At 71.0% G+C, this 25,406-nt stretch carries 27 protein-coding genes; 20 read left to right on the forward strand and 7 right to left on the reverse strand.

Features of this window, described 5'->3' with window-relative positions; translation table 11 throughout:
* Positions 1 to 2: 2 nt before the first annotated feature.
* Entirely contained in the window at positions 3 to 932 is a 930-nt protein-coding gene (locus ACT01A_RS00140) for a bifunctional helix-turn-helix transcriptional regulator/GNAT family N-acetyltransferase (RefSeq protein WP_445150205.1), read from the reverse strand.
* Between the two features lie 66 nt (positions 933 to 998).
* Between ACT01A_RS00140 and ACT01A_RS00145 the strand changes: the two genes are divergently transcribed.
* From ACT01A_RS00145 to ACT01A_RS00165, 5 genes are all read left to right on the forward strand, one after another.
* The gene (locus ACT01A_RS00145) at positions 999 to 1,961 is read left to right on the forward strand and encodes an aldo/keto reductase (protein ID WP_445150206.1); all 963 of its coding nucleotides are present in this window, start codon (positions 999 to 1,001) and stop codon (positions 1,959 to 1,961) included.
* A gap of 83 nt (positions 1,962 to 2,044) precedes the next feature.
* The gene (locus ACT01A_RS00150; protein WP_445150207.1) at positions 2,045 to 3,139 is read left to right on the forward strand and encodes a type IV pilus twitching motility protein PilT; all 1,095 of its coding nucleotides are present in this window, start codon (positions 2,045 to 2,047) and stop codon (positions 3,137 to 3,139) included.
* 3 nt (positions 3,140 to 3,142) lie between these two features.
* Positions 3,143 to 4,351 carry a type II secretion system F family protein gene (locus ACT01A_RS00155; protein ID WP_445150208.1) on the forward strand — a complete coding sequence of 403 codons (1,209 nt, stop codon included), beginning with the start codon at positions 3,143 to 3,145 and terminating at the stop codon, positions 4,349 to 4,351.
* Between the two features lie 142 nt (positions 4,352 to 4,493).
* Positions 4,494 to 4,997: a hypothetical protein gene (locus ACT01A_RS00160; protein ID WP_445150209.1), complete on the forward strand. Its 504-nt coding sequence runs from the start codon at positions 4,494 to 4,496 to the stop codon at positions 4,995 to 4,997.
* 3 nt (positions 4,998 to 5,000) lie between these two features.
* The gene (locus ACT01A_RS00165) at positions 5,001 to 5,324 is read left to right on the forward strand and encodes a hypothetical protein (RefSeq protein WP_445150210.1); all 324 of its coding nucleotides are present in this window, start codon (positions 5,001 to 5,003) and stop codon (positions 5,322 to 5,324) included.
* On the opposite strand, the gene ACT01A_RS00170 is transcribed toward ACT01A_RS00165, so the two are convergent.
* Complete coding sequence (locus tag ACT01A_RS00170) at positions 5,321 to 5,905, reverse strand: DoxX family protein (RefSeq protein ID WP_445150211.1); 585 nt, start codon at positions 5,903 to 5,905, stop codon at positions 5,321 to 5,323. The genes ACT01A_RS00165 and ACT01A_RS00170 overlap by 4 nt on opposite strands.
* A gap of 58 nt (positions 5,906 to 5,963) precedes the next feature.
* Here ACT01A_RS00170 and ACT01A_RS00175 point away from each other — a divergent pair, with 58 nt between their 5' ends.
* Positions 5,964 to 6,566 carry a hypothetical protein gene (locus tag ACT01A_RS00175; protein WP_445150212.1) on the forward strand — a complete coding sequence of 201 codons (603 nt, stop codon included), beginning with the start codon at positions 5,964 to 5,966 and terminating at the stop codon, positions 6,564 to 6,566.
* Positions 6,567 to 6,663: 97 nt separating this feature from the next.
* On the forward strand, positions 6,664 to 7,779 hold the full coding sequence (locus tag ACT01A_RS00180; RefSeq protein ID WP_445150213.1) for a diguanylate cyclase: 1,116 nt from the start codon (positions 6,664 to 6,666) through the stop codon (positions 7,777 to 7,779).
* A gap of 2 nt (positions 7,780 to 7,781) precedes the next feature.
* Here the strand turns inward: ACT01A_RS00180 and ACT01A_RS00185 are convergent, their stop codons facing one another.
* From ACT01A_RS00185 to ACT01A_RS00200, 4 genes are read right to left on the reverse strand one after another with little or no spacing between them, the layout of a single operon-like run.
* Positions 7,782 to 8,951 (reverse strand): ribonuclease D, encoded by a 1,170-nt coding sequence (locus ACT01A_RS00185; protein WP_445150214.1) that lies wholly within the window; start codon positions 8,949 to 8,951, stop codon positions 7,782 to 7,784.
* Between the two features lie 18 nt (positions 8,952 to 8,969).
* Positions 8,970 to 9,911, reverse strand: coding sequence for a tRNA glutamyl-Q(34) synthetase GluQRS (gene gluQRS, locus ACT01A_RS00190; RefSeq protein WP_445150215.1), 942 nt, complete (start codon positions 9,909 to 9,911; stop codon positions 8,970 to 8,972).
* Complete coding sequence (locus ACT01A_RS00195; RefSeq protein WP_445150216.1) at positions 9,878 to 10,828, reverse strand: NAD-dependent epimerase/dehydratase family protein; 951 nt, start codon at positions 10,826 to 10,828, stop codon at positions 9,878 to 9,880. The genes gluQRS and ACT01A_RS00195 overlap by 34 nt, the downstream gene beginning before the upstream one ends.
* Positions 10,825 to 11,226, reverse strand: coding sequence for a DUF4345 family protein (locus ACT01A_RS00200; protein WP_445150217.1), 402 nt, complete (start codon positions 11,224 to 11,226; stop codon positions 10,825 to 10,827). Before ACT01A_RS00200 ends, ACT01A_RS00195 begins: the two co-directional genes overlap by 4 nt.
* Positions 11,227 to 11,357: 131 nt before the next feature.
* Between ACT01A_RS00200 and ACT01A_RS00205 the strand changes: the two genes are divergently transcribed.
* Positions 11,358 to 11,573 (forward strand): hypothetical protein, encoded by a 216-nt coding sequence (locus tag ACT01A_RS00205; RefSeq protein WP_445150218.1) that lies wholly within the window; start codon positions 11,358 to 11,360, stop codon positions 11,571 to 11,573.
* On the opposite strand, the gene ACT01A_RS00210 is transcribed toward ACT01A_RS00205, so the two are convergent.
* Positions 11,535 to 13,214: a hypothetical protein gene (locus tag ACT01A_RS00210; RefSeq protein WP_445150219.1), complete on the reverse strand. Its 1,680-nt coding sequence runs from the start codon at positions 13,212 to 13,214 to the stop codon at positions 11,535 to 11,537. The two genes, ACT01A_RS00205 and ACT01A_RS00210, sit on opposite strands and share 39 nt — an antisense overlap.
* 278 nt (positions 13,215 to 13,492) lie before the next feature.
* On the opposite strand from ACT01A_RS00210, the gene ACT01A_RS00215 reads away from it, so the two are divergent.
* The 12 genes from ACT01A_RS00215 (at position 13,493) to ACT01A_RS00270 (ending at position 25,300) form a co-directional block, all read left to right on the forward strand.
* The gene (locus tag ACT01A_RS00215) at positions 13,493 to 13,882 is read left to right on the forward strand and encodes a type IV pilin protein (protein ID WP_445150220.1); all 390 of its coding nucleotides are present in this window, start codon (positions 13,493 to 13,495) and stop codon (positions 13,880 to 13,882) included.
* A 235-nt stretch (positions 13,883 to 14,117) separates the two neighbouring features.
* Positions 14,118 to 14,507 carry a type IV pilin protein gene (locus ACT01A_RS00220; RefSeq protein ID WP_445150221.1) on the forward strand — a complete coding sequence of 130 codons (390 nt, stop codon included), beginning with the start codon at positions 14,118 to 14,120 and terminating at the stop codon, positions 14,505 to 14,507.
* A 49-nt stretch (positions 14,508 to 14,556) separates the two neighbouring features.
* Positions 14,557 to 15,312: a prepilin peptidase gene (locus tag ACT01A_RS00225; RefSeq protein WP_445150222.1), complete on the forward strand. Its 756-nt coding sequence runs from the start codon at positions 14,557 to 14,559 to the stop codon at positions 15,310 to 15,312.
* 100 nt (positions 15,313 to 15,412) lie between these two features.
* Entirely contained in the window at positions 15,413 to 16,474 is a 1,062-nt protein-coding gene (gene pilM / locus ACT01A_RS00230) for a type IV pilus assembly protein PilM (RefSeq protein WP_445150223.1), read from the forward strand.
* Positions 16,471 to 17,274: a PilN domain-containing protein gene (locus tag ACT01A_RS00235; RefSeq protein WP_445150224.1), complete on the forward strand. Its 804-nt coding sequence runs from the start codon at positions 16,471 to 16,473 to the stop codon at positions 17,272 to 17,274. Before pilM ends, ACT01A_RS00235 begins: the two co-directional genes overlap by 4 nt.
* Positions 17,271 to 18,023 (forward strand): type 4a pilus biogenesis protein PilO, encoded by a 753-nt coding sequence (gene pilO, locus ACT01A_RS00240; protein ID WP_445150225.1) that lies wholly within the window; start codon positions 17,271 to 17,273, stop codon positions 18,021 to 18,023. Before ACT01A_RS00235 ends, pilO begins: the two co-directional genes overlap by 4 nt.
* Entirely contained in the window at positions 18,020 to 19,018 is a 999-nt protein-coding gene (locus ACT01A_RS00245; protein WP_445150226.1) for a hypothetical protein, read from the forward strand. Before pilO ends, ACT01A_RS00245 begins: the two co-directional genes overlap by 4 nt.
* Positions 19,019 to 19,031: 13 nt before the next feature.
* The gene (gene aroC / locus ACT01A_RS00250) at positions 19,032 to 20,198 is read left to right on the forward strand and encodes a chorismate synthase (protein ID WP_445150227.1); all 1,167 of its coding nucleotides are present in this window, start codon (positions 19,032 to 19,034) and stop codon (positions 20,196 to 20,198) included.
* Positions 20,186 to 21,739: a bifunctional shikimate kinase/3-dehydroquinate synthase gene (locus ACT01A_RS00255; RefSeq protein WP_445150228.1), complete on the forward strand. Its 1,554-nt coding sequence runs from the start codon at positions 20,186 to 20,188 to the stop codon at positions 21,737 to 21,739. Before aroC ends, ACT01A_RS00255 begins: the two co-directional genes overlap by 13 nt.
* Complete coding sequence (locus tag ACT01A_RS00260; RefSeq protein WP_445150229.1) at positions 21,736 to 22,182, forward strand: type II 3-dehydroquinate dehydratase; 447 nt, start codon at positions 21,736 to 21,738, stop codon at positions 22,180 to 22,182. The genes ACT01A_RS00255 and ACT01A_RS00260 overlap by 4 nt, the downstream gene beginning before the upstream one ends.
* Positions 22,179 to 23,267, forward strand: a complete 1,089-nt coding sequence (locus ACT01A_RS00265) for a M24 family metallopeptidase (RefSeq protein WP_445150230.1) — start codon at positions 22,179 to 22,181, stop codon at positions 23,265 to 23,267. Before ACT01A_RS00260 ends, ACT01A_RS00265 begins: the two co-directional genes overlap by 4 nt.
* Before the next feature lie 17 nt (positions 23,268 to 23,284).
* On the forward strand, positions 23,285 to 25,300 hold the full coding sequence (locus tag ACT01A_RS00270) for an HD domain-containing phosphohydrolase (RefSeq protein WP_445150231.1): 2,016 nt from the start codon (positions 23,285 to 23,287) through the stop codon (positions 25,298 to 25,300).
* The last annotated feature ends 106 nt before the right edge of the window (positions 25,301 to 25,406 follow it).

The raw sequence follows: 25,406 nt of genomic DNA on the forward strand, positions 1-25,406 counted from the left end.
GCCTACAGGTCGAGTCCTAGCACTTGGCCGGTCATCGGGATGCCCCAGTCGGCGTGGGGCTCCTCGGCGATGAGCTGGAAGCCGCGGCGGTCGTAGAGGCGGCGTGCGCCGGTGAGCGGGGCGTTGGTCCAGAGGACGACGCGACGGTCGCCGTTGGCGCGGGCGTAAGCGATCACGGCGTCGATCAGCGCGCCGCCGACGCCGAGGCCGCGGGCCCACGGCTCGACGAGCAGGAGGCGCAGCTTGGCGTCGTCCGGCTCGTCACCGCGGACGCACAGAACGCACCCGGCCGGCGCGCCGCCGGCGGTGGCGATCCAGGCGCGGTGGCCGGGCTCTCCGGCGTGGGCGGCGCGCGCGTAGTCGGCGACGACCTGCGCGCAGAGCGCCTCGAAGCCCAGGCCCCAGCCGAACTCCGCGGCGTAGAGCGCGCCGTGGCGGGCGACGATCCAGCCGAGGTCGCCGGGCTCCGGATCGCGCAGCACGACCTCGGCGGCGGTCGCCGCCGCGCGCTCGTCGTCGAGCACGTCGCGCACCGCGTCCATCGCGCCGATCAGCCGCGCGCGGTCGCCTTCGGTCAACGGATCCAGCAGCGCGGCCCACTGGTCGGCCGAGCCACGGTCGAGCTTCGCGAACGCCCGGCGGCCCTCGGCCGTCAGCTTCAGCACCTGTCGCCGCGCGTCGTGCGCCGAGCGCTCGCGCACGACCAGCCCGTCGTCATCCAGCCGCGTCAGCAGCCGGCTCAGCTGCCCGGCGTCCATCTCCAGCGACACCCGCAGCCCCGCGACCTCGATCGACCCGCCCGCGTGGCCCAGCTCCCACAGCACCCGCGCCTCCGGCAGCGGATGCCGCGACCCGTGCAGCCCGCCGCGCAGGACACCGATCTTGTTGGTGTAGAACCGGGTGAACTCGCGGGCAGCTTCGACGGTGCTCATGGTCGTCACAGCGTGCCGACGATCGTTGACCAAGTCAAGCATTCTGCGCTCGCTAGCGTGGAGGCCATGTCCCGCCCGCTCCCCACGCGCACCCTCGGACACGACGGACCTGCGGTCGGGTCGATCGGCTACGGCGCGATGGGCCTGAGCTGGGCGTATGGCAACCGCGAAGGGACAGACGCCGACGCGGTCATCGGTCGCGCGATCGAGCTGGGCTGCACGCTGATCGACACCGCCGACGTCTACGGGCCGTTCAACAACGAGATCCTGGTCGGCCACGCGCTGAAGGGTCGGCGCGACGAGGTCACGCTGGCCACGAAGTGCGGGCTGGTGGTCAAGGATCCGGAGACGCGGGAGCTGGTCCGCGATGGGCGCCCGGAGCACATCAAGGAGGCGATCGACGGCTCGCTACGCCGCCTGGAGGTCGACCACGTCGACCTCTACTACCTCCACCGCCCGGACCCGGACGTGCCGATCGAGGAGTCCGTCGGCGCGCTGAAGGAGGTCGTGGAGGCGGGCAAGGCGCGTTACATCGGCCTTTCTGAGGTCACGGTCTTCGAGCTGGAGAAGGCCAGCGCCGTGCACCCGATCACCGCCGTGCAGTCCGAGCTCAGCCTCTGGACGCGCGACCCGCTGACCAACGGCGTCAAGGACCTCTGCGCCCGTCACGGGATCGCGTTCGTCCCGTTCTCGCCGCTGGGCCGCGGCTTCCTCACCGGCCGCCTCCAGCACGACGCGCTGGAGGACGACGACGCCCGCCGCCGCTGGCCGCGCTTCCAGCGCGAGGCGATGGAGGCCAACGCGCAGATCGTCGACGCCGTCCGCGCGGTCGCCGCCCGCCACGAGATCGAGCCCGGCCAGATCGCGATCGCCTGGGTGCTCGCGCAGGGCGAGCACGTCGTCCCGATCCCCGGCACGAAGCGCATCCCCTACCTGGAGGAGAACGTCGCCGCGGCGCAAATCCTGCTCTCCTCCGAGGACCTCGCCCTGCTCGACGGGCTGCCCGAACCGGTCGGCGCGCGCTACTAGCCAGCGCGCCGCGCGGCGCCCGCACGTCCAGCCGCGCGGCCCGCGGCTCAAGAACAGACCGCACCCATCCGACCAAAATGGCGATGCGGTTCGACTTCGCCCAGCTCCTGCTCGATGTCCTCGAGCGTCGTGCCTCCGACCTGCACATCACGGCGGGTTCGCACCCGAAGATCCGTGTCCGCGGGCGCCTGACGTCGTTGGAGGACTATCCGGTCCTCGATCCGACGGACACCCGCGAGATCGTCTACGGGATCCTGAGCAACGACCAGCGCCAGCGCCTCGAGCAGGACTGGCAGCTGGACTTCGCCTACGCGATCCCCGGCACGGCCCGGTTCCGTGTCAACGCGTACATGCAGCGCTCCGCGATGAGCGCCGCGTTCCGCCTGATCCCGTCGGTCATCACCAAGATCGACGACCTCGGCCTGCCGCCCGTCGTCCACGACTTCTGCAAGAAGCCGCGTGGCCTCGTGCTCGTGACCGGCCCGACGGGCTCCGGCAAGTCGACCTCGCTGGCCGCGATGATCGACGAGATCAACGAGACCCGCGAGGAGCACATCCTCACGATCGAGGACCCGATCGAGTTCCTGCACTCCCACAAGAAGTGCATGGTCAACCAGCGCGAGCTGGGCTCGGACGCCACGGGCTTCGGCGCCGCGCTGAAGGGCGCGCTGCGCCAGGACCCGGACGTCATCCTCGTCGGCGAGATGCGCGACCTGGAGACGATCTCCACGGCGCTGACCGCGGCGGAGACCGGCCACCTCGTCTTCGCGACGCTGCACACGCAGAGCGCGCCGCAGACGATCGACCGCATCATCGACGTCTTCCCGAGCCACCAGCAGGATCAGGTTCGGACGCAGCTCTCGGTCGCGCTCCAGGGCGTGATGACCCAGACGCTGATCCCGTCCGCTGACGGCTCCTCGCGCGTCGTGGCCTGCGAGGCGCTCGTCCCGACCCCCGCGGTCCGCAACCTGATCCGTGAGGGCAAGACCCACCAGATCCTCTCGGCGATGCAGACCGGCGGCAACACCGGCATGCAGACGCTCGACACGGCGCTGGCCGCGCTGGTGCGCGCCGGCAAGATCACACAGCGGGCCGCCGAAGCCCGCTCGTCGACGCCCGAGGAGCTCAAGCGGCTCTCCAACGGCCTCGGCGGCTACGGCACCGTGCAGGCGGCATAAAGCATGTCCACCTACGTCTTCAAGGCGATGGACCTCACCGGCGCCAAGGCGACGGGTGAGGTCGAGGCCGAGTCCAAGCAGGTCGTCAACGACCAGCTCAAGCAGCGCGGGCTGATCGTCCTCGACATCGCGGACAAGCACGCCTCCAAGGAGCTCGAGCTCCCGTTCCTGAACCGGATCAAGCCGACGGACCTGACGATCATGACCCGCCAGCTGGCGACCATGGTCAACTCCGGCATGACGATTCTGCGCGCGCTCTACGTGCTCGAGGCGCAGACCGAGAACGAGAAGCTCGCGGCGACGATCTCGCTGGTCCGTAAGGACGTCGAGGCCGGCCTGCCGCTCAGCGACGCGCTCGAGCGCCATCCGAAGGTCTTCAACCCGCTGTTCGTCGCGATGACCCGCGCCGGCGAGACCGGCGGCGTCCTGGACAGCGCGCTGGTGCGCGTCGCCGACCAGCTGGAGTCCGCGGACTCCCTGCGCCGTCAGGTCAAGGCCGCGATGGCCTACCCGATGGTCGTCATGGGCTTCGCGGTCAGCGTCCTGGTCGCGCTCGTCGTCTTCCTCGTGCCGGTGTTCGTCGGCACGTTCAAGCAGTTCGGCGGCGACCTGCCGACGATCACCAAGTTCACCGTCGGCCTGTCGCACGCGATGACCGGCTACTGGTACATGTTCATCCTCGGTGGCTTCGGCGTCACGTGGGCGTTCAAGAACTGGAAGCGCAGCGACAGCGGTCGCAAGACCTGGGACACGTTCAAGCTGCGCATCCCGATGAAGATCGGGGACATCGTCCAGAAGATCGCGCTGGCGCGCTGGTCGCGGACGCTCAGCGCTCTGGTGAGCGCCGGCGTGCCGCTGATGCAGGCGCTGGAGATCACCGGCCAGACCGCCGGCAACTGGTGCGTCGAGAAGGCCATGGCCGACGTCATCGAGTCCGTTCGCCAGGGCGGCACGATCGCCGAGCCGCTCAAGGACGCACCGGTGTTCCCAGGCATGGTCACGCACATGATCGGCGTCGGCGAGGAGACCGGCGCCATGGACACCATGTTGTCCAAGATCGCCGACTTCTACGAGGACCAGGTCGCAGCCGCCGTCAAGCAGCTCGCCTCGATCCTCGAGCCGGTGATGATCATCCTCGTCGGCGGCATGGTCGGCTTCATCGTCATCTCCATGTACATGCCGCTCTTCAAGGTCTACGACTCGATCAAGTAGGCCACCATCTTCGGGCAGGGGCCCGATAGCGACACAGCAGGACCACGAGGGCGCCCGCCACGCGGCGCCCTCGACTCGTTCTAGGGGCAGCACGTTGCGAAAAAGGTGGATGAAATAGAAACGATGGGCTAAGATCGTGGAGATGGCCGTCACGACGCTCCCCAAGCCGAAGCAGATGCAGCGCAAAGCTGCGCGTGCCCGGCTGGAGCTCGAGGAGCTAAGCGCCGAGGTCGCGGAGCGCGAGATAGAGATCCGCACGGCTGACCCTGAGCAGCTGCTCGAGCACGTGGAGCAGCTGGTGCTGGAGATCCACAAGCGGATGGAGCAGCTGCGGCAGACGCTGGACGTGCCGGTCGGCGTCAGCGTCGATCAGACGGCCGAGCACCTGGAAGTCGCAGCGCCGACCGTGCGGAAATGGTTGGCCGAGGGACTGCTGTCCGCCGTCGAGGGTCGCAAGCCCATCGAAGTGGATCCGCGCAGCCTGGCGACGGTTGAGCGTCACCTGCGGCGTGTGCGAGAGCACTACCCGGCACGTGAGTGGACGAAGGCGCTGGCCGCCTATCTCCACGACCGAGATCTGCAGAAGCAAGAGTGGTCCCGCAACGGCGTCGAAGAGCTGCGGCGCGGCGAGTACGTCGACTTGTAGGTCTTGGCCGCCGAGTTCCACTTACGAGCCACGCCGTCCGCGGCAAAAGCGATCGAGGGCCTTCGCGGCAATGCGAAGAAGGCCTATGAGAAGCTACTGCCGCAGTTGAAGGCCCAGGGCTGCAAGGTCGCGGGATATCGGCTGTTAGCTGCGGATGGTGTCCCTGAAGGGTCCGTCTACTTGGAATTCTGCTGCAAGTCGTTGACCGGGACGTGGCGTCTCATTACGACAGGGCAGCGTCGCGACGAGAAGCCCGCCTGTTGTGGAGAACCTGGCTGGCCGACGCTCGGCAAGAGCCGCAGGGAGCGGCAGGTCGGCGCGCCTTAGGACCCGTGCGGCGCGGTCGCCTGTTCCTTCGCGAAGCGGGCCTGTTCGGCTGCGGCGGCGGTGACGTCGGGGTCGCCGGCGGAGGCGGTGTCTTCGGGGGCGGGCTCGGAGAGGGCGTCGATGAGGTAGGAGCCGGCGGTGGCGGCGGCGAGGGTGGCGAGGGCCCAGCGGCGGCCGTGCCAGTCCGGGAAGAGCTTGGAGTCGACCGAGGGGGAGCCGGGGCCGGATTCGGCGAGGACGGCCATGGCGGTGATGAGGACGGCGTTGTACTCCCAGCCGCCTTCGGTCACCCACGGGCCCTTGGGGGCGTGGACCTTGCGGATGGCGGTGATCATCGTGCTCGCCACCGTGGTGGCGGCCAGGGGCGTGGCGGCGCCGAGGACCAGGAGCGCGCCGCCACCTGCCTCGGCGGCGCCGGCGGCGATGGCATTTCTCCTCCCAGGGCGCAGGCCCATGGACTCGAAGGCGGCGCCGGTGGCCTCGGGTCCGTGGCCGCCGAACCAGCCGAAGAGCTTCTGCGTCCCGTGGCCGACGAACAGGCCTCCGACGACGCCGCGGAGGGCGAGCTTGGCGATGTCCATGCCTTCTCGTGTGCCCGGCGACGCGCGGAGGTGAACCCTCATGCCAGACTCCGCGCCCGTGGGCAGACGGGTCATCATCACGATCGCCGCCGCGTTCCTCGCGGTTATCGCCGCGAGCATCGCGACGAAGGCCGGCGACGACGACAAAGTGAAGTCCTATGGGACGTTCACCGATTGCTCGTCGTTCGGCACGCCGGTCGTGACCAACGACCCGCGTGGCGACCAGCGCACGACCAAGGGCAGCAAGGTCGAGTCCTCGCCGCAGGGCGACCTGATCCGCCTGCGTCTGGCCAAGGACGCCAAGGGCGATCGGCTCTGCGCGGAGTTCCAGGCCGACGGGCAGGTCAAGCCCTACGTAGCCTACGTGCTGACGATGCGCCCGCAAGACGCCGAGACGCCGTACCTGCAGCTGGAGACGACCGTCCTGGGCGGCGAGGCGCCGAAGGCGATGCTCGACGTCTCCGGCACCGGCAAGGACTTCCGCACGATCCCCGCGACGGTCGGCATCAAGGGCGACAAGCTCTCGGTCGTGGTCTCCAAGGTGCCGTTCACGGCCGAGGGCAAGGGTGCGATCTTCACCTCGTTCCGCTTCCAGGCGCGCTCCGCGGTGGCCGCGAAGGACGAGGCCCGGCTGACCGATTGCCTGCCGGTCTGCCAGTAGTTCACAGCAAACTCACAGGAAACGCGTGCGTTTGCATTATGTCGCTCCATCCGGGGCTCGAAAAGCTGTGCAAGTTCGGTCAGACCGTCTCAGGACGGTGGACGAATCGGCCGACTATGAGGGTGTGGAGCAGCAGCATCAGGAGATCTCCGTCGCGCCCCGCTCGTGGCTCTGCCCCGAGCCGGCCGACCGCGTCCGCGCGGTCGACATGGAGATGCGCCTGCGCCCGTTCCGCCGCCGCTCGTTCATCGCGCTCGCCGTCGCGCTGCTGCTGTCCGGCCACTGGGTCGGCTGGTGGACGCTGATCCCGCTGGCGGTCGCCGTCGTCGGCTTCCAGCTCGTCGACCGTCACCTGGCCACCGCGCCGCAGCCGGAGATCACGATCGCGACCGCGTGGCTGCTGTCCGAGCTGGCGATCGCTGGGTCGATCGCGCTGACCGGTGGCCCTGAGTCGCCGGCGCTGGCCTGGCTGGTGATCCCGCTCGTCACGCTGCCGGCGCGCTTCAACGCGCGCGCCGTCGCGGTTGGCGTGGGCGTGGTCTCGGCGTTGCTGCTGCTCGTGACCTTCGGCGTCGACGCCCGCTACATCGTCGACCACCCGCAGTCGATCATCATGCCGATCGCGCTGCTGATCGCCGTCGCGCTGCTCTCCTCGGCGCTGATGAAGTCCGACCTGGAGCACCGCAGCTCGTCGGTGATCGACCCGCTGACCGGGATGCTCAACCGCAACGCGCTGCAGACGCGCGTCGGCGAGCTCGCCCAGCAGGCCGCGATCCTCCGCGAGCCGGTCGCACTGATCGTCGGCGACCTGGACAACTTCAAGGCCATCAACGACGGCCACGGCCACGCCGCGGGCGACGTCGTCCTCAAGGACGTGGCCTACCGGATGCGCAAGTCGCTGCGCGCCTACGACCTCGCCTACCGCCTCGGCGGCGAGGAGTTCCTAATCGTGTTGCCCGGCGCTGACGCGGCACAGGCCGCCGAGGTCGCCGAGGACCTGCGCGCCGCGATCGCCGACGACCCGATCGCCGGCCTGCTCGTGACGATCTCCTTCGGCGTCAGCGCGTCGGAGGCCGGCACGTTCGACTACGACATGGTCTTCTCCGAGGCCGACCTCGCGCTGTACCGCTCCAAGCAGGAGGGGCGCAACCGCGTGCGCACCCACGCGGACTGCGGCACCGGCGGCGGCGTGCTCGCCACGGCCGCCGCGTAGTCCTACTCCTCGGGGTCGGACTCGATCAGCAGCCGCGCGCCCGGCCCGACGCGCAGCGTGCGCCGCCCGGCCAGTAGCTCCAGCAGCTCGTTGCCGACGACCTCGCGCCGCCAGCCCTGAAGCGTGCGGACGTCCGGCTCGCCGGAGCCTTCGCGCACCGAGGTCACGATCTTCTGCAGGTCGGCGCGCGCGGCGATCAGCTCGTAGGCCAACTCGGACTCCATCGCCCGCGTGCGGACGAGCGCCTCGCCGAGCGCGATCAGCGGCGCGTCCTCGGCGTCGGGCTGGGTGGGGCGGACGCCCTCGACGGGGATCGGCTCGCGCTCGCGGCCGCGCGCGACCGCTTCGACGATCGACTTCCCGCGCCGGTGCAGCGTCGCGTCGTTGAGGCCACGGATCTGGCGCAGGCGGTCGACGTTCTGCGGACGGCGCTTGGCGATCTCGACCAGCGCGGCATCGTGCAGGACCGACGAGACCGGCCGGTCGCCGGTGCGCGCGGCGTCCTCGCGCCACTCGACCAGCTCGCGAGCGACCGCGCGCTGGTTGGGGTCCAGCGAGTTGACCCGCGGCAGCTTGCCGAAGACGATCTCCAGGTCGCGGCGGTCGTCGATGGACTCGAACGAGCGGCACTCCTCGCGGGCCCAGTCCAGGCGGCCGAGCTCGGTCAGGCGGTCCTGCAAAGCGGAGGCGACTTGGAGCAGGTGCAGGACGTCCTCGCGGGCGTAGCCGAGCTGCTCGTCGGTCAGCGGGCGGTCGTCCCAGCGCGTGAACGACGCGGACTTGCGCAGCCGCACGCCGAGCGTCTCCTTCAACAACGGCTCGTAGCCGAGCTGGGCGCGCATCCCGGCAAAGCCCGCGGCGACCTGGGTGTCGAAGACGTTGCGGACCGGCTGACCCCAGTCGCGGCGCAGCAGCGCGACGTCCTGGCGGGCGGCGTGCAGGACGATCTCGATCTCCGGGTCCGCGAGCACGTCGGCCAGCGGCTGCGGGTCGTACTCCTCGGTCAGCGGATCGAGGACGATGACCTCGGTCCCGCCCTCGCCGTCGTCCAGCGCGATCTGGGCAAGGCAGAGCAAGGGCTGGTAGCGCCCTTCGCCCATGAACTCCGTGTCGATGCCGAGCCGCCCGGTCTCCCGGGCGCGCGCGGCGATGTCGGCGGTCGACCGCGGCATTGCCGGGACGGTATCCGTTCACAGGCCGGGAAGCGGCCCCGACGGGGGAGGGGTGAAGCCAGTTGGATCGAACCGCACCACCAGCTCGGAGGGTGAGGGACGCTCAGCGGGATCGCAAAGGCCCACCGACGCGGCCAGCCGGGCGCGCACGTCGGCGGTCGTCTCGCCCTGCTCGATCCGATCGGCGAGGGTGACCGCTCCGTGCCGCTTGGCCAGGCGCGCGCCATCGGCGCCGAGCACGAGGGGTACGTGCGCGAACGTCGGGCGAGCGAGCGAGAGGCGTTCGGCGAGCCAGAGCTGGCGGGGCGTCGAGTCCAGGAGGTCGTCCCCACGGACGATCTCGCCGATGGCCTGGGCGCCGTCGTCGACGACCACCGCCAGGTTGTAGGCGAACGCGCCGTCGTTGCGGCGCACGACGAAGTCGTCGACGACGCCCTCCTGCGCGCCGTGCACGCGGTCGGTGAAGGCGACGTGCGCGGCGTCGGCGGCGACGCGCAGCGCCGGCGGCCGGCCGGACGCCTCGCGCTCGGAGCGCTCCTCGTGCGTCAGCCGGCGGCAGGTCCCGGGATAGTGGCCCTCGGGCAGCGGGCCGTGCGGCGCCGACGACGCCTCGCGGATCTCCGCGCGTGTGCACCAGCAGGGGTAGACGAGGCCCGCCGCCTCCAGCGTCGCCAGCGCGTCGGCGTAGAGATCGAGCCGCGCCGACTGGCGCACCGGCTCGCCGTCCCAGTCCAGGCCGATCGCGGCAAGATCATCCAGCTGCTCGCGCTCAAAGCGCTCCCGCACGCGGCCGGTGTCGAGATCCTCGATCCGGACCAGGAACGGCGCGTCCTGGGCACGGGCGTAGAGCCAGGCCAGCAGCGCCGTGCGCAGGTTGCCGAGGTGCAGCGTGCCGGTGGGCGAGGGGGCGAAGCGCCCAGCGGGGATCAGCCGAGCACCTCCGCGAAGCCCTGGCGCCATGGCCGCGGCGCCCAGCCGGGGATGGCGGCACGGGCGCGGCCGTTCGCGTTGCCCGGGAGCGTCGTTCCGTAGTGGACGACGACGTCGCCCGCGACGCGGCGGGCCAACCAGGCCGGCACGTGCCGCGGCGGCTTGGCGCCCATGACGCGCGCGGCCTCCGGGATCCAGTCCGCCGCGCGGACCGGCTCGTCGTCGGTGATGTTGTAGGTCCCGGACGGCAGCGCGGGATCCAGGGCGCGGACGGTCGCGTCGACCGCGTCGTCGATGTGGATGAACGAGGAGCGGCCCTCGCCGGAGCCGACGATTGGGTAGCGGCGCTTGCGGATCATGGTCGCGAGGGCCCCGTCCGGCGCGTACCAGGTGCCGGGACCGTAGAAGAACCCATAGCGCATCACGACGCCCTCGATGGGGTGGGTGGGATCGGTCGTCCCCTCGCGCACCGCCGCCTCGAGCGCGATCACGCCCTCGACGTTCTCGGCCTGCGACGGCTCGTCGGCCCACAACGGCGCCTCCTCGTCGTGCACGGGGCGGCCGTCGGGCTTGGTGACGAACGAGATCGACTGCGCGATCACGCGCCGGGCGCCGGCGGCGCGGGCGGCATCCACGTAGGTCGGCACGGTCTCGCGCCGCAGCCGCGCGTTGAGTGACACCGCGGCGGCCATCGACTTCGGCGTCGGGTCCTGGGGCAGCGTCGTGAGCTGGTGGATCACGACCTCGGGCCGCGCCGTCGCTACTGCCGCGTGGACCGCGGGCGCGTCGAAGGCGTCCAGGACGACCGGCTCGACGCCGCGCCGCGCCAGCACCGCCGCGCGCGCCTCGTCGCGCGTCGTGCCGACGACCTCGTGTCCCTCGGCCAGCAGCCGTTCCGCCAGCGGCCGCCCGATCGCGCCCGTGGCACCTGCCAGGAAGACCCTCACTTCGACGCCTCCCGGTAGAGGCCGCCGATCAGCAGCACGCCGATCGCCAGCGTCGCGACGTCGAACGGCCCGACCCACGACGGGTCCGCCTTGCCGGAGTCAAAGACGTGGCCGATCGTGTGCAGGACGTACTGCATGCCGACGAGCGCCAATACCGGCGCGCGCCACGACGGTCGCCGCGCGGCGACCGCCAGCGCGACCGCCGACGCCAGGTAGTACGAGGCCACGTCGCGCAGGAAGTGGTCGTTGCGCGGCCCGAAGTTCGCGACCGCGTCATAGAAGGATCCGGGCGTCAGGACCTGCGACAGCCCGATTACGAGCTGAACACCGGCCAGGGCCCAGATCCCGGCCGTCAGGGCCGAAGCACGACCCGCGGGGGAGGAGGTGAGGGACTGCATGAGCGCGACGCTATCTCGCCACCGGTCCGGCGGACAGGACCACTGCAAGACGTCTAGACCGGACCGGTCGGACGGGCCACGCGCCAACCGGACGCAGTTCGGCGACCAGCAGCCGCTACGCTCGCGATCCCGTGAGCGCAGACGAAGAGACCCCGGACGTCGACGAGCCCGTGCCCTGCACGGTCTGCCGGGGCACCGGCACGCTCATCTCCAACCTCGGCGGCTCGCCGAACAACGTCACCTGCGCCTGGTGTGAGGGGACGGGGACCTTCATCCCCGACCACGACGCCCAGGCCGCCGGCCGCGCGCTACGCGGCGAGGCGCCGACCGAGTCCGACGCCGCCTAGCTCGACGACGTCGCCCTCCGCGTCGCCGTCGCCCGCGTCCTCCGCGGCCGCCGTGTCGCGATACGGCAGGAACAGCGCGACGAGCGTGAACGGCAGGAACCAGAGCACGTAGAAGTAGAACCAGTGGCCGGCCGGCAGCTGGAAGACGATCGTGATCGCCGCCGCCAGCGCCGCGATCTGCCCGATGCTGCGGCGGCCGGGCAGGACGGAGATCGCCAGCGCCAACAGCAGGCCCGCGCCCTCCAGCGCCTTGCGCAGCAGGTCGAGGTCCGGGTTGACGGCCCAGATCGAGATGTCCGGCACGCGGTCCATCTGGTAGCCGAGCGTGCAGTTCCACAGCTCGCGCAGCCCGCCGTCGGGGAAGTAGACGGCCATCGCGAACAGGAAGATGCCGATGCCGGTCGCCAGCGCGGTCAGCGTCGCCTTGCGGCCCTCGTCGCCGCGACCGCGGGCGATCAGCAGCAGCAACGCGCCCGGCATGAACTTCGTCGCCGCCGCGGCGCCGATCAGCGCACCGCGCGCGGGCGCCGAGCGGAACGCGACCAGCGCGAAGACGAGCATCGCTGAGACGAGCATGTCGTTGGTGCTGTCCATGACCGCCAGCAGCGTGATCGGGCACGCCGCCCAGGCCCACGCCATCGCCAGGCCCAGCCGGCGGCCCTCGGGCCCGGCGCGCAGCTTGAGGCCCAGCAGGAACAGCCCGACGATCGTCAGCAGGTCGAAGAACAGCGTCGCGGCGTGCGCGGCCGGCACGTCGGTCGCGCCGTCATCGGCGCGCCACGGCAGCGCCAGCTCGAACGGCACGTAGCTGATGTAGTTGAGCGGCCCGTAGGTGTCGCCGTGGTTCTCGTTGTCCTGGTAGAGCTGCTGCTTGTGGACCACGCGGTCGGCGCCGATCACCGACGCGTACCCAATGTCCATGATTCGCTCGGTCTGCAGGTTGAGCGCGACGCGGCCGCCGAACAGCGCGACGACGCCGACCAACAAGACCGCGGTCGGCAGATGCGGCACCAGGCGCCCGCGCGGGGCGCGCGGCGGCCTGCGCAGCCCGACCCACAGCATCCGCCCCAACACGTAGAGCAGCGGCGGGTAGAACAGCAGCGTCCCGGCGTCCGGGTGGCCATTGGTGAAGACCGCGTAGGAGAGCCCGAAGCCGCCCAGCAGGACGAGCAGGTCGACGTGCAGCATCCGACGTAGCCGGCGCACGTCGACGAACGGGACCAGGAAGAGGACCGCGAAGGTCAGCCACACCCACGGGCGCTCGAACGACGGCAGGTGATGGCCGCGGGCCATGTAGCTGCCGGCGGCGATCCCGGTCCACACGTGCAGGACGCGGCCGTCGCGGGCGATGTCGAGGTCGGCCAGCGGGCGATCGCCCTCGCCGACGACCTGGACATCCCACAGCGCGCCGCTGTGGATGCTCGGCTGGATCTGCGCCTCAGGGTGCTCGGCCAGCAGCCGACGGACCTCCGGTTGGCGCTTGGTGATCTCGAAGACCTGCTGCGCCGAGGTGCTGAACCCGGGCGGCGGCACGGTTTTTGAGGCCGGCAGCGAGAGGTCGGGCGTCAACTCCAGCGCCGGGGCGGAGGCGGGAACCAGCAGGGCGATCAGCAGCACGGCGCAGCTGAGGAGACGTCGCATAGCCCGGAGATCGGCGCTCGCCGCGCGCGCTTGAGCGCCTACGCGGGTGACGGACGGCCCGCCGGTCTGGGGTGTGGACCGTAGAACAGAAGTCCAGAGATCGGACATCAAGGCGAAAGCCCGGGCCACTCACGCCGACAACTCCGACTGTGCGGTGACGAACCACCGGGCAACTGACGGGGCTTGCTGCCAAGACCTGACCCCGGATGGCGCTGCAGGGACGTCGACCCTTCGCACGTGACGGACATAAAACACTTGATCTCACAGGAGGGATCGCCTTGCTCAACCGCTTCAAGAACGAGGATGAGGGCTTTACGCTCATCGAGCTCCTCGTCGTCATCCTGATCATCGGCATCCTCGCCGCGATCGCCCTGCCGAGCTTCCTCGGCCAGCAGAAGAAGGCCCAGGACTCCTCGGCCAAGTCGGATGCCCGCAACGCGGTCACCCAGATCGAGTCGTGCTACGCCGACACGCAGGACTACTCCGGCTGCTCCACGACGGCCGCCCTCGGCTCCGCTGGCCTGAAGCTGGTCACGACCGCTACCGGCACCGCGTCGACCTACACGGTCACCGCCACCGCCAAGTCGGGCAACACGTTCACGATCGCCAAGGACGCGACCGGCAACGTCGCTCGCACCTGCTCGGGCTGCTCCGGCTCCAGCTGGTAAGCACCTAAGCACCGAGCAGCAACCGCTGTACCTTCGGGGCGGGCCGCAAGGCCCGCCCCGAGTCGTTGTCGGGGCGAGGCTGGCCCGTCCGTCCGCTTTCTGCGCAAACGTGCTCAGTCGCGTGCCGGCGGTGCCGATGACGTCGATGGACCGCGCCTTCCGGGACTTGCTGCAACCTGACTCGGACGTCGCTGGACCGTTCATCACTCCAGACGACCGCCCGAGGAGGGCATCCGTGCACGCACGCATCCGTGACGAAGAGGGCTTCACGCTAATCGAGCTTCTCGTCGTCATCCTGATCATCGGCATCCTCGCCGCCATCGCCCTGCCGAGCCTGCTCGGCCAGCAGCAGAAGGCGCAGGACACCCGCGCCAAGTCCGACGCGCGCAACAGCGTGACGCAGGTCGAGACCTGCTTCGCCGAGACCACCGACTACACCAACTGCGCCACGACGGCCGTGCTCTCCAGCGCCGGCCTCAACGGCATGGCGGTCTCCGCCGTGACCGCGTCGACCTACACCGTGACCGCCACCTCGAAGTCCGGCGGCACGTTCTCGGTCAACCGGACCGCCACCGGTTTGACCCGAACCTGCAGCGGCGGCGGCTGCAAGTCCAGCACCTGGTAGGACCGCCGGCGTCAAGGGCGCGGGGGCAGCTGCCGATCACGGTGGCGAAATGGCTCCCGCGCTCGCACCGGCCGCCCTGCTCGGCCTTCTCATCGGCTCGTTCCTCAACGTCGTCGCTTGGCGCCTGCCGCGCGGCGAGTCGTTGGTCAAGCCTCGCTCGAAGTGCCCCGGCTGCGGTGAGCAGCTGAAGGCCTACGACAACGTCCCGGTCTTCTCGTGGCTGGTCCTGCGCGGTCGCTGCCGCGGCTGCGGTGAGAAGATCTCCGCGCGCTACCCCGTCGTCGAAGCGGTCACCGCCGTGCTCTACGTCGCGGTCGTCGCCGCCGAGTACGACAACGGGCTGAAGTGCGCCCTCGGGCTCGCGCTGGTCACGTTCCTGGTGCCGATCGCGGTCATCGACCTCGATCTCAAGCGCATCCCGAACGCGCTGACCGGTCCCGCGGCGATCATCGCCCTGGCCATCGGCCTGGCCTTCGATCCCTCCTACGTGCCCGAGCAGCTGATCGCCGGCGCCGCCGCCCTCACGTTCTTCCTGCTGCCGGCGCTCCTCTCCAAGAAGGGGATGGGCATGGGCGACGTCAAGCTCGCCGGCGTCCTGGGCCTCTACCTGGGCGCTGACGTCGCGCCTGCGCTGTTCATCGCCCTGATCCTGGGCGTCGTCGTAGGCGTGGCGATCATCGGCAAGGCCGGCGTGACCGCGGGCCGCAAGGTCAAGGTCCCGTTCGGCCCGTTCATGGCCGCGGGCGCCGTCATCGCCTTCTTCGCCGGCTCCGGCCTCCTGGACGCCTACACGGACTCCTTCTAGTCGCCGGGCCTCAAGCGCCCGCACCTTTGGACGAACAACCGAGGGTGTCGGGGCGTGTGCTTGAGGCACCGCCGATCCCCGCCGACCCACCGTCAAGAACATGGCCAAGCGCGCAACCACAATCGTCGGACTCGAGATCGAGCCTTCCGCCGTCCACGCCGCATCAGTGACCGTCAACGGTCACGTGTCGGTCAAGACCGCGGCGGTCGCCCCGTTGGAGACCGGCGTCGTCCGGGACGGCGAGGTCAATGACGTCGACGCCCTCGCCGACGCCCTCCGCTCGCTGTACCGCGAGAACAAGGGCCTCGACAAGAAGGTTCGCATCGGCATCGCGAACCAGAAGATCGTCGTCCGCGTCCTGGAGCTCCCACCGCTCGAGGACCGCAAGGAGCTGGAGGCCGCTGTTCGCTTCCAGGCTCAGGACCAGATCCCGATGCCGCTGGACTCGGCGGTCCTCGACTTCCAGCCGCTCGACATCATCGAGACCGAGCAGGGCCCGCGCCAGCGCGTCCTGATCGTCGCGGCCCGCCGCGACATGGTCGAGCGCGTCATGGCGGCTGCCAAGGCGGCCGGCCTGAAGCCCGAGGGCATCGACCTCTCGGCCTTCGCCATGATCCGCGCGCTGCACCGCCCGCAGGCGGCGACCGAGACGCCGGAGCCGGTCCTATACCTCTCCGTCGGCGGCCTCACCAACTTGGCGGTCGCGGAGGGCACCACCTGCCTCTTCACCCGCGTCGTCGGCGGCGGCCTCGAGGCCATCGCCGTCGAGCTCGCCGAGCGCAAGGCGCTCACGCTGGAGCACGCTCGCGGCTGGCTGCGCCACGTCGGGCTCGTCACGCCGCTCGGCGAGGTCGAGACCGACGACCAGGACGAGATCGTCGAGGAGGCCCGCACGGTCCTGCTCGACGGCGTTCGCCGCATCGGCGGCGAGGTCCGCAACTCGCTCGACTTCCACCACGCCCAGGAGGGCATGAGCCTGCGCGTTCAGCGGGCCGTGCTCACCGGCGCCGCGGCCGCCGTGCCCGGCTTCGATGACGCCCTCGCCGCCGAGCTCGGCCTGCCGGTCGAGTCCGGCCTGGTCGACGGCACGCCCGAGGGCCTGGATCCCCATCTGCTCACGATCGCGGCCGGCCTGGCCGTCGAGGAGGCCCCGCACGCATGAGGGCTGTCAACCTCATCCCGACCGACCAGCAGCGCGGCGCCGGCGGTGCCGCGGGCAAGTCCGGCGGCGGCGCTTACGCCCTGCTGGGCGGCCTGGCGCTGCTCGTCGTGCTGGCCGCGACCTACGTGGTCACCAACACGTCGGTCTCTGACAAGACGACCGAGCTGGCGAACGTCACCCAGCAGGCCGAGGCCGCCGAGGCCAAGGCCCAGCAGCTGACCAGCTACACCAAGTTCGCGTCGATCCGCCAGAAGCGCGTCGACACGGTCACCCAGCTCGCCGACAGCCGCTTCGACTGGGCGCACGCGCTGCGCGAGGTCGCTCGCGTGCTGCCGGAGAACGCCTGGCTGACGTCGATGTCCGGCACGACCTCCACGAGCGTCACGCTCACCGGTGGCGCGTCCGGCAGCTTGCGCAGCGCGCTCAACGTCCCGGCGATCGTGATCCAGGGCTGCACGACGAGCCAGTCGTCGGTGGCCAAGCTGATCTCGCGCCTGCGCTTGGTCGACGGCGTCCAGCGCGTCACGCTGGAGGACTCGACCAAGGGCCAGGAGCAGGCCGCTGGCACCGGCACCTCGTCGGGCGCGGCCACCAGCGCCTCCACGGGTGACTGCCGCGGCGGTCACGCCAAGTTCCCGATCTTCAACGTCGACGTCTTCTTCGAGCAGGGCACGACGGTCGCCACCGGTACCACCGGTGCGGCCGCGGGCGCCTCCTCGACGACGCCGGCCAGCACGACCTCGTCCACCGCCTCGTCGACCGTCCCCGCTTCGGGGACGACCGGAGGGACCAGCAAGTGACCGCCCGTGACCGCATCGTCCTGATCGTCGTCGGGATCCTCGCGACCCTGGCCGCGTTCTGGTTCCTGGCGATCAGCCCCAAGCGCCACGACGCCGCCGATCTCAACACGCAGATCGGCGCCGCTCAGACGCGCTTGTCCACCGCTCAGGCGTCGGCCTCCAGCGCCGAGGCCGCCAAGGCCAAGTACACGTCGGACTACGCGACGGTCGCCCGCCTGGGCAAGGCCGTGCCGGTCGACGACGACATGCCGTCGCTCGTCTACCAGCTCGAGCAGACCGCCAAGGCCAACAAGATCGACTTCCGCTCGATCAAGCTCGTCGGCTCGTCCGGCGCGGCCACCGCGGCCGCCACGCCCACCACGGGCTCGTCGAGCACGCCGGCCGCCACAGTCGCGGCCGCGCTCCCGCCGGGTGCGACGGTCGGCAGCGCGGGCTTCCCGACGATGCCGTTCACGTTCGACTTCACCGGCTCGTTCTTCGACCTGCAGCGCTTCCTGAAGTCGCTCGACGGCCTGACCGCGGTCAACGGCAAGTCGATCAGCGTCAAGGGCCGCCTGCTGACGGTCGACGGCGTCGCCCTGAAGGCGGGCCCGAAGGGCTTCCCGCAGATCGACGCCTCGGTCGTCGTGACCTCTTACCTCCTGCCGGCCGACGAGGGCCTGGCCCCGAACGGCGCGACCGCGACGGCCCCCTCGACCGCAACCTCCGGCACCACCGCCACCGCGAGCCTCATCGGGAGCGACAAGTGAGCTTCTTCAAGAACGTCCTCTCCGACCTAATCGAGAAGCGCCTCTGGCCGGTGGCCATCGCGCTGGTCGCCGCGCTGGTCGCGGTGCCGATCGTGCTCGGCGGCAAGTCCGACGACACCGGCACGCCGGTCGCGAGCGCCACTGCCTCGACCGCGTCCGGCTCGGGCACGTCGCAGGCCGAGGTCGTCAGCCTCGAGGAGCAGGCGGCGGGCAAGGTGCAGCGCAAGGGCTCGCTCAAGAACCCGTTCGTCCAGCACCACCAGCCCAAGCCGGTGAAGATCAAGACGACGTCGTCTTCGACCACCGCGCCGGCCTCGACGTCCTCGGGCTCGTCCTCGACGGGCGGCACGAGCGACACGCCGAAGACGACCACCGCGCCGGCGACGACCACGCCGGACGACGCCACCAACGAGCAGAAGAGCACGACCTACCGCGTGAACTTCCACTTCGGCGAAGAGGGCGCGATGCGCAGCTACACCAACGTCGCGCGCCTGACGCCGCTGCCCTCGTCCGACAACCCGTTCTTCGTCTACCTCGGCCTGGCCGACGACGGCAAGTCCGCGATCTTCCTGGTCGACGGCACCGCCGAGGTCTCTGGCGACGGCAAGTGCCAGCCTTCGCCTGACGACTGCCAGCAGATCGCGCTGAAGGTCGGCGACACCGAGTTCCTGGACATGCCGTCGGGCACCGCCGGCACGGTCGAGTACACGCTCACGATCAAGTCGATCAAGAAGTCGACGGGGGTCGCGAAGGGCTCGGCCGCCAAGGCCCGCGCTCGCGAGTCCAAGGCCGGTCGCGAGTACCTGCGCCAGCTGGTCGCCGACGACCCGACGGTGCTCGACAACTGGAACTACTCGCGCTCGCTGGGCCTGCTGGTCAGCAAGGACCCGGTGGCCACGCCGGACGTCGCCAACGTGCCCAGCACGACGGCCTCCGCTGCCGATGGGCAGGGCGTTGGGTCGACGTCGACGGTGCTGACGGTCCCAGGTTCATAGACTTCGGCGCCGCATGGCGCTGAAGCTGATCACCGCAGGAGAGTCCCACGGCCCCGGGCTGACGACGATCGTCGAAGGCCTGCCCGCCGGGTTGGAGCTCGAGCAGGACGCGATCGACCGTGACATGGCCCGGCGGCAGCTGGGCCATGGTCGTGGCGGGCGCATGAAGATCGAGAAGGACCACGCCAACGTCACATCCGGCGTCCGGCACGGTCGCACGCTCGGTGGGCCGATCGCGCTCCAGGTCCCCAATCGCGACTACGCGAACTGGGAGGAGCGGATGAACCCGTGGCCGGTCGAGGCCGACGTGCCCGAGGTGCACCTGCCGCGACCGGGTCACGCCGACCTGGTCGGCGTGCAGAAGTTCCGCTTCACCGACGTGCGCAACGTGCTGGAGCGCGCCAGCGCCCGCGAGACCGCGGCGCGCGTCGCGGGCGGCGCGCTGTGCAAGGCGTTCCTGGCCGCCGTCGGCGTGCAGATCCGGTCCCACGTGATCCAGATCGGCGACGTCTACGCGCCGCCGCGCGACGCCGCACTGACCGTCGAGGACTTCGAGGGCGTCGACGAGGACAAGGTCCGCTGCCTGGACCCGGAGTCGTCGAAGGCGATGGTCGGCCACATCAACGTGCAGCGCAAGGCCAACGAGTCGATCGGCGGCGTCTTCGAGGTGGTGGCCTTCGGGCTGGTGCCGGGCCTCGGCTCGCACGTCTCCTGGGAGCAGCGCCTCGACGGCCGCATCTCCGGCGCGCTGTGCTCGATCCAGGCGGCCAAGGGCGTCGCGTTCGGCGACGGCTTCGACCTCGCCGGCCAGCCCGGGTCGCAGTCCCACGACGAGATCTTCTGGTCTGAGGAGAAGGGCTACTTCCGCGAGACCAACCACGCGGGCGGCCTGGAGGGCGGCATGACGACCGGTCAGCCGCTGGTCGCGCGCGTCGTGCTGAAGCCGATCCCGACGCTGACCAAGCCGCTGCGCTCGGTCGACATCGAGTCCCACGACCCCGCGCAGGCGCTGCGCGAGCGCACCGACTCGTGCGTGGTCCCCGCGGGCGGCGTCGTCGGCGAGGCGATGCTGGCCTACGTGCTGGCTGACGCCTACCGGAGCAAGTTCGGCGGCGACCACATCGAGGACGTCCGCGAGGCCGTCGCGCGGTACGTCGAGCGGATCGCGTGGCGCGGCTGACGGTCGTCATCGGCTTCATGGGCGCGGGGAAGACGACCCTCGCCCGGGAGCTGGCGTCCGCCCGCGGCGTCACGCACGTCGACACCGACGCGCTGCTGGTCGAGCACTTCGGCCGTCCGATCGCGGAGGTGTTTGCGACCGACGGCGAGGCGGCGTTCCGCGAGGCCGAGGAGCGCGTGGTCTTGGCCGCGCTCGACGGCGCGCACGGCCCGGACGCCATCATCTCGCTGGGCGGCGGCTCGATTCTCAGCGAGCGCGTGCGAACGGCGCTCGCCGACCACTCCGTCGTGCTGCTCGACATCGGGGTGGAGGTGGCGTGGGAGCGCGCTGCCGACCCGTCCCGCCCGCTGGCCGCCGACCGCGCCGCCTTCGAGGCGCGCCACGCCGAGCGCGCTGAGTTGTACGCCTCGCTCGCGCACGCGCACCTGCCGCAGGTCCGCCTCGGTGACGTCCGGCCGCTGGACGCCGCGCTGCAGGTCCTCGCGCAGGCGCCGGCCGGCACGCGGATGACGTGGGCGGCCGCGGCGTCGGGCGAGTACCCCGTCTTCGTCGGCCCCGGCGTACTGTCGCTGGCCGGGTCGCTCGGCGGTCTGCCGGGCCTCGGCGGCCGCGCGTTCTGCATCGGCGACGAGGTCGTCGTAGAACATCATCTTGGGCCGCTCACGCAGCACATCGCCGGGCTCGTAGAGATCGGCTCGGGCGAGACCTACAAGACGCTCGACACCTGCGCCGCGGTGTGGCAAGCGCTGGTCGAGCAGGGGACGACGCGCGCCGACCACGTCGTCGCGCTCGGCGGCGGCGTCACCGGCGACCTGGCCGGCTTCGTCGCCGCGACCTACCAGCGCGGCGTCCCGGTCGTGCAGCTCCCGACGACGCTCGTGGCGCAGGTCGACAGCGCGATGGGCGGCAAGACCGGCGTCGACCTCCCGACCGCGAAGAACTACGTCGGTGTCTACCACCAGCCGTCGGCGGTCCTGTCGGACACCTCCACGCTCGGCACGCTGCCCGCCGCCGAGTTCGCCGCGGGCTACGCCGAGGTCGTCAAGACCGCGCTGATCGCCGGCGGCTCGCTGTGGGAGCGGATCTCCTCCGGCGGACCGGTCGACGAGGCCGTCATCTTCGACTGCGCCCGGACCAAGCTGGAGGTCGTGGCCGCCGACGAGCGCGACGGCGGCCGGCGCCAGGTGCTCAACCTGGGGCACACGATCGGTCACGCGCTGGAGGTCGAGCTGGGCTACGGGACGCTGCGCCACGGGGAGGCGGTCGGGCTCGGGCTGCTGGCGGCGCTGCGGCTGTCCGGTCTCTCAGACCTGCGTGGGCAGGTCGAGGCGCTGCTGGGCGACGCCGGGCTGCCGACGACGCTCGACGCGTCCTTCGGCGTCGACCCGGACGCGATCCTCGCCGCCACGCGCCGCGACAAGAAGCGCACCGACACCGCCCGGACGCCGTTCGTCCTGGTCCGCGCGGCCGGCGACGTGGTCCACGGCCAGGACGTCGCCGATGACGACGTCGCGCTCGCCGTGCGAGAGTTGACCGCGTGACGACCCGCAACCGCGTGGACGTGATCCACGGCGTCAACCTCGACATGCTCGGTCGCCGCCCGGCACAGCACTACGGCGACCTCACGTTCGACCAGCTCGAGCAGCAGATCGGGACCATCGCGCGTGAGCTGGACCTGGAAGCCCGCTTCTTCCAGACCAACCACGAGGGCGAGCTCGTCGAGCACCTGCACCGCGTCGGCGGCCTCGCCGACGCGATCATCTTCAACCCCGGCGCGTGGACGCACTACGCCTGGGCGATCCGCGACGCGCTCGAGATCGCCGGCCTGCCCACCGTCGAGGTCCACCTTTCAGACGTCGACGCGCGCGAAGAGTTCCGCAAGGTCTCGGTCATCCGCGACCTCTGCTTCGCGACCGTCAAGGGGGAGGGCGTGGAGGGGTATCGCACCGCGCTCGCCGCGATCAAGGAGAAGCTCGAATTATGACGACCATGGACCGCTCCGATCGGCTCGCTGACGCTTTCGAGGAGCGCGGCATCGACGCGCTGTTGGTCACCAACCTCGTCAACGTGCGCTGGCTCACCGGCTTCAGCGGAAGCAATGGCCTTGCCTTGGTCGGGCCGGCCGATCAGCGGTTGTTCCTCACCGACTTCCGCTACCTGACGCAGTCGGCCAAGCAGGTCGACGCCGGCTGGCGGCGCGAGATCGCCCAGGAGATCCTGCACGCGGCCGCGACGTTCGTCGGCAGCGATGGCGCGGCCGTCCGGCTCGGCTTCGACGACGCCACCATGTCGGTCAAGGACCACGCGACGCTCGCGGGCAAGCTCGCCGACGGCGTCGTGCTGGTGCCGGCGGGTGGGCTGATCGAGGAACTGCGGCTGGTCAAGGACGCCGACGAGCAGGCGAAGATCCGCGCTGCGGCCAAGCTCGCCGACGCCGCCTTGGAAGAGGTCCTCTCACGTGGGCTGGCGGGGCGGACCGAGCGCGAGGTCGGGCTCGACCTCGAGGTCACGATGCGCAAGGCCGGCGCCGAGTCGGTATCGTTCTCGCCGATCATCGCCTCCGGCGAGCACTCCGCGCTGCCGCACGCCGAGCCGCGCGACGTCGTGATCCCGAAGAACACGCTGGTGACGATCGACTGGGGCGCGCAGCTGGACGGCTACGCCTCGGACTGCACGCGGACCTACGCGACCGGGCCGGACCTCGACCCGCGCGACCGCGAGGTCTACGAGATCGTCCTGAAGGCCCAGCTGGAGTCGTTGGCCGCGGTGCGCGCCGGCGTCGGCGGGCGCGAGGTCGACGCGGTCGCCCGCGACGTCATCACCGCCGCCGGCCACGGCGAGCACTTCGGGCACGGGCTCGGCCACGGCGTCGGCGCCGAGGTCCACGAAGGTCCGCGGCTGTCGCAGCGCTCGGAAGCGACGCTGGAGGTCGGTCAGGTCGTCACGGTCGAGCCGGGCATCTACGTCCCGGGCGCGATCGGGGTCCGGATCGAGGACCTCGCGATCGTCACGGAGGACGGGAGCGACGTCCTGACGTCGCTTCCCAAGGACCTTCAAGTCATCGATTAGCAGCCGATTACGGTGGTGTGGAGGCAGGTCCACAGCCACCCTGGGCGCGCTGGGCGCTGGGAGCGCTCGCGTTCTGGCTGCTCGCGTGCGCGCTAAACCAGGCCGTCGGCCTCTTCCCGCTGACGGGGATCCTCTTCGGCCGCACGTCGCATCTGGTCGTCGACTTCGGCGCCGGGCTGCTGTGCGCGGCCGCCGCGCTGCGCCACCGCGGCGCCGACCGCGCCGGCTGGCTGCTGGTGGCGGCGGGCATCCTCTGCTGGGCGGCGGGCGACGTCTACTGGACGTTCGTGCTGCTCGACCAGGACGAGCTGCCCGTCCCGTCCCCGGCCGACGTCGGCTACCTGCTCTTCCCGCTGCTGGCCTTCGCCGGCCTGGCGCGCGTCTTCGCCTCGCGCGTCGTCGGGGCTCCGAAGCGGCTCTGGGTCGATGCGGCGACCGCCGCGCTGGCGACGGCTGCGGTCGCGGCCGCGCTGGTCGTGCCGTCGATCGTCGACCTGATCGGCGGCGACTGGAAGTCGGTGGCGACCAATGCCGCCTACCCGCTCACCGACCTGATCTTGTTGGGGTTGGTCGTCGGCGCAATGGCCGTGCGCGGCTGGCGGATCGACGCGACCTGGGGCCTGGCCGCGGTCGGCATCGTCTCGTTCTGGACCGCCGACTCGCACTACCTCGTGGCCGTCGCCGACGGCGGCGGGGGCTGGCCAGATCTCTGGAACGGCGGCTGGGACGTCGCGTTCCTCACGCTCGCCTGGGCGGCCTGCGTCCCGGCGCGGGCGGCGGTGGCGGTCGACCGGCCAGGGCGGCGCGGGACGATCTTGCCGCTGGCCTTCGGCGCCATGGCGCTGGGCGTGTTGGTGTACTCGGGCCTGGGCCAAGGGACGACGTGGGTCGCCGTTGTCCTAGCGGGCGTCGCGGCCCTGGCGGTGGGCGTCCGGCTGCTGATCTCGTTCCGCGACAACAACGTGCTCCTGGACGCGACCCGGCGCGAGGCCTTGACCGACGCGCTGACCGGCCTGGGCAACCGCCGCGCGTTGTTGAAGGACATGGAGCGGTTGATGGCGGTCGCCGACGCGGAGGACCCGGTCGTCCTGGCGCTCTTCGACCTCGACGGCTTCAAGCACTACAACGACTGCTACGGCCATCCGGCCGGCGACGACTTGTTGGTGCGGTTGGGCGGCAACCTGGCCCGCCGCGTCGAGGGCCACGGGAGCGCCTACCGGATGGGCGGCGACGAGTTCTGCGCGCTGCTGCGCCCGCGCCTGGCGCGGCCTGATTTGGTGGCCGCGCACGCCGCGGCGGCGCTGCACGAGCGCGGCGAGGGCTTCAACATCGGCTCGTCGCACGGCTTCGTCGTCGCGCCGGTCGAGACCGACGATCCGGCCGAGGCGCTGAGGCTGGCTGACCAGCGGATGTACGCGCAGAAGCACGGCGGGCGGAAGTCAGCGGGCTCTCAGTCGCGCGACGTGCTGATGCGCGCGCTGGCCGAGCGCGACCCGGAGTTGTCCACGCACTTGGCGACGGTCGCCGACCTCGCCGTCGCGGTGGCGCGTCGCTTGGGCTTGGACGCTGCGCGCGTCGAGGAGGTCCGCCACGCCGCCGACCTGCACGACGTCGGCAAGGTCGCGATCCCGGACGCGATTCTGGACAAGCCAGGACCGCTGGACGAGGACGAGTGGGTCTTCATGCGGCGGCACACGATCATCGGCGAGCGGATCGTCGCCGCGGCGCCCGCGCTCTCCGAGGTGGCCGTGTTGGTGCGGGCGTCCCACGAGCGCTTCGACGGCGGCGGTTACCCGGACGGCCTGCGCGGCGAAGAGATCCCGCTGGGCGCGCGGATCGTCTCCGTCTGCGACTCCTTCGACGCGATGGTCGCCGACCGGCCCTACCGGGCGCCGCTGAGCAACGCCGCCGCGCTGGCCGAGCTGGAGCGCTGCGCCGGCTCGCAGTTCGACCCTCGCGTCGTCACCGCCTTCCGCGCAGCGCTCGCCGATCTGTCGGCGCCCGCGGTCATCGCCTTACCGCGCGCCGCGTAGGCGACTCCGGCGGCTCCAGCCCCGGACGTATGGGGCGAACTCCTGGCCCAAGTCGTCTAACCCGCGTATATGGCGGTCAGAACGACATGGACCGCGAACGCAAAGT

This window comes from Baekduia sp. Peel2402, assembly GCF_052567285.1.